Here is a 3,070-nt window from a genome sequence, read left to right as displayed (position 1 = left end):
GGGCTGAAGCTGCGGGAATGGCCGGTACGCCAGAACAAGATAGGCGTCGCCGGCGGCGATGTTCTTCAAGCAATGCCGGCAAGGCATGCCGTCACCGTCGGAGATCTTTCGCTCGGGCATTTGGCCATAAGCATCGATCCCGCCGCGCTGCAGCGTCCTGACACCTTCGGTCGGCAAAGCTTTGAACTGGATGGTCATGGAAAATCTCCGGTGTGGTCTACCGGAAATTATCCCTTTGAACTCTCGCCGCCCACCCGATTCCTGCCAGATATCGAAGAGCCGGTCGCCCGTCGGCGACCGGCTCTCATCAAGTCCCGTCGAAAGCGCCGTCTAACTAAAATTCAGAGCTGCGGCTCAACGGATGAAATCGTCGAAGCGGCGCAGTGTCACCCGGCGATTCTGCCAGTTTTCGTTCTGCGTCTGCACCAGCAAAAACTCTTCGCCATAGCCGACTGTCTCGAGAGCATGACCCGGCACGCCGAATTCGCGCACCAATGTGCGCTTGAGCGAAGCGGCGCGCTGTTCGGACAGAGCCTGATTCGACTGGAAGGAGCCGACGGCGTCGGTGTGGCCCTCGATCAGCACGCGGGCGCCGCGATCGCGGCGCAGGATGCGCCGCAGCGCGTCGGCAATGGTCTCGATCTTGTCGTATTGCGAGTTGGCAATAGCCGCCGAACCGAAGGCGAAGTTGATCGACTGGATATCGATCGAGCGGGCCATGCGGCGCAAATCCGGGCGCCGCTTGAATTCGCGGATGGTGACGCGCTCGTTCGGCCGCAATTTCACCCGCGGCGCCGCCTCGAGCTTCCGCTCGATCGTCGCGGCCGAAGGCGTTGTCGCCTGGGCTGCGGCGAGGCTTGGCATGGCAATTGCCGCGATCAGCGCGGCGGCAAGTGTACGGCGGGTCAGCATATCTTCGTCTCCTTCGGCCTTGGCCGCATTGATGGTGCCGGCAACATGCCAAAAACAGCCTGAAGGGCCGATGAACGGCGGGTTCAGATTCGAACCCGTGTCAGCTTCCGGCTAGTCTAGGGCCGCATGACGCTGGCCGCGCGCTCGGTGAAAGGCAGCGGATGGACGATTTCCCTCTTTTGCGCCACCGGTGCAAAGCCGAGCTTCTGGTAGAGCGGCAGAGCCGCCGGATGATCGAGCGTGCAGGTCTGCACCGTCACCCGCTTCGGCCCATGCGACCATGCGGCGGCGATCGCGGAGCCCAGGAACCAGCGGCCGATGCCTTGCCCGGTGGCATGTTCCATCATGCCGAAATAGGCGAGTTCGACTTCTTCCGGCAGATGCGGCTTGAGATCGAAGAAGCCGGCGGGCGCGCCGTCGAGGTAAAGGACCCTGATGTCGCGATCCTCACGATGGATGCCGGCGGAAAGCTCGTCGTCATCCAGCCTCAGCACATTGACCCAGTGCCATTTGCGCCCCACCCGGTCCATCAGATAGCGGTAAAAATGCAGCGGAATGTCCTTGGTCTTCAGCAGCGCGACCTGACGGTTATACGGCACAGGCGGCGAATAGGCCGGAGGCACATGCATCTCGAGGAACGTCACCGTGACTTCGATGTCTTCCAGCGCGCCGTTTTCCACCGTCTTCATTCCTTGCCGATCACAACGGGGCCGGTCACGACAGGCGTGTCGGAAAGCCCGCCCCACTCCGTCCAGGAGCCGTCGTAAAGCCTGTTGTTTGTATGGCCAAGCGTTTCCAGCGCCAGCGTCACCACCGCCGCGGTAATACCGGAGCCGCATGAAGTGACGACAGGTTTCGACAGATCGATGCCGGCCTCCTCGATCACCTTGCGCAGACGGTCCTTCGACAGCAGCTCGCCATTTTCCGACAGCGCCGAATAGGGCAGATTGCGCGCGCCGGGCATATGGCCGGAGCGGATACCCGCGCGCGGCTCAGGTTCAGTGCCGGTGAAGCGGCCCGGTCCACGGGCGTCGGCGATCTGGCTCGCCTTGGTGTCGACGATCCCGCGCATGTCGGCGAGGCTGGCGACGCGCCCGGCGTCGAAATCGGCATGAAACACGCTTGGCGCGATCTTGGTCGGTTCGGCCGTCACCGGCCTGCCGGCGGCTTTCCAGCCATCGAAGCCGCCCTCCAGAATATAGGTCTGAAAGACGCCCATCACCCGGAACATCCACCACGCCCGGGGTGCGGAGAAGAAACCCGGCCCGTCGTAGACGACGATGGTGTCATCGGCCGAAACGCCCATGGCGCCGACATACTGGGCAAAATGCTGCGGCGACGGCAAGGTATGCGGCAGGGGCGAATCCGGGTCCGAAACGGCATCCTGATCGAGAAAACGTGCGCCCGGGATATGGGCCGACTCATACTCGCCGCGCGCATCGCGCCTCTGCGCCGGGAGATACCAGGATGCGTCGATGATCGTCAGGCCCGGCTCGCCGAGACGTTGCTGCAGCCAGTCTGCGTCGACGGTGAAGGGGCTGTCCTCGGCCATTTTGTTCTCCTGCTCGCTTTTTGGCGATCACTGTCCTGTTCAGTTTGCCGGCATCGGCCCAAAGCGGATGCGGAAGCGCCGGTTCTCGCGGCCCTTCTTCTCGATCTTGCCGATGTGGATTTCGCCGACTTCGGCGGTGCTTTTCACATGGGTGCCGCCGCAGGGCTGGCTGTCCACCGAAGCGTTGTCGCCGATACAAACCAGGCGGATCTTGCCTGTGCCCACCGGCGGCCGAACGTTCTTGGATTTCACCAGGCCGGGATTGGCGGCCAGGTCTTCGTCACTGATCAGCCTGACAAAGATCGGATGATCGGCCCGCACCAGGTCCATCAGCCCGGCGGTGACGTCCTCCTTGGTGAAGCCGGCATCCGGAGCGTCGAAGTCGACACGGCTGTCGTCCTCGGAAACCGAGGCACCGGTGATCGGGAACGGGCAGACGACGGTGAGCAGATGGCAAGCCGCGTGCATGCGCATCAGGAGATGCCGCCGCTCCCAGTCGATCGCCAGCCTCAGCGCCTCGCCTGGCTGCGGAACCGCCTGCTCCGGCGCCGGCACGTGTATGATCTCGTCCTTGGTCTCACCGGTGAGGGTGGCGGCAATGACGAT

5 protein-coding genes are annotated in these 3,070 nt (G+C 63.3%); all 5 read right to left on the bottom strand.

The annotated features are described in order from the left end of the window. Nucleotides 1-198: DUF1203 domain-containing protein (locus EN964_RS30280; RefSeq protein ID WP_127277116.1), on the bottom strand; the 198-nt coding region annotated here is incomplete at its 3' end. Nucleotides 199-354: 156 nt separating this feature from the next. Beyond that, nucleotides 355-912 (bottom strand): OmpA family protein, encoded by a 558-nt coding sequence (locus tag EN964_RS30275; RefSeq protein ID WP_127271734.1) that lies wholly within the window; start codon nucleotides 910-912, stop codon nucleotides 355-357. A 116-nt stretch (nucleotides 913-1,028) separates the two neighbouring features. Continuing rightward, the gene (locus tag EN964_RS30270; protein WP_206517198.1) at nucleotides 1,029-1,601 is read right to left on the bottom strand and encodes a GNAT family N-acetyltransferase; all 573 of its coding nucleotides are present in this window, start codon (nucleotides 1,599-1,601) and stop codon (nucleotides 1,029-1,031) included. Continuing rightward, nucleotides 1,598-2,464: a 3-mercaptopyruvate sulfurtransferase gene (sseA, locus tag EN964_RS30265; protein WP_127270594.1), complete on the bottom strand. Its 867-nt coding sequence runs from the start codon at nucleotides 2,462-2,464 to the stop codon at nucleotides 1,598-1,600. The genes EN964_RS30270 and sseA overlap by 4 nt, the downstream gene beginning before the upstream one ends. 39 nt (nucleotides 2,465-2,503) lie before the next feature. After that, on the bottom strand, nucleotides 2,504-3,070 hold a 567-nt coding region (locus tag EN964_RS30260), incomplete at its 5' end, for an alanyl-tRNA editing protein (protein ID WP_164776091.1).

Origin of the sequence: Mesorhizobium sp. M7A.F.Ca.CA.001.10.2.1 (assembly GCF_003998575.1) — a bacterium.
GTDB lineage: Bacteria > Pseudomonadota > Alphaproteobacteria > Rhizobiales > Rhizobiaceae > Mesorhizobium.
The sequence above is the reverse complement of the archived record's forward strand: the minus strand, read 5'-3'. Positions and strand labels throughout refer to the sequence as shown.

Excerpts from the sequence above, each read along its gene's own strand:
- EN964_RS30275 (WP_127271734.1), bottom strand. The coding sequence starts at position 912 with ATGCTGACCCGCCGTACACTTGCCGCCGCGCTGATCGCGGCAATTGCC.
- EN964_RS30270 (WP_206517198.1), bottom strand. The coding sequence starts at position 1,601 with ATGAAGACGGTGGAAAACGGCGCGCTGGAAGACATCGAAGTCACGGTG.
- sseA (WP_127270594.1), bottom strand. The coding sequence starts at position 2,464 with ATGGCCGAGGACAGCCCCTTCACCGTCGACGCAGACTGGCTGCAGCAA.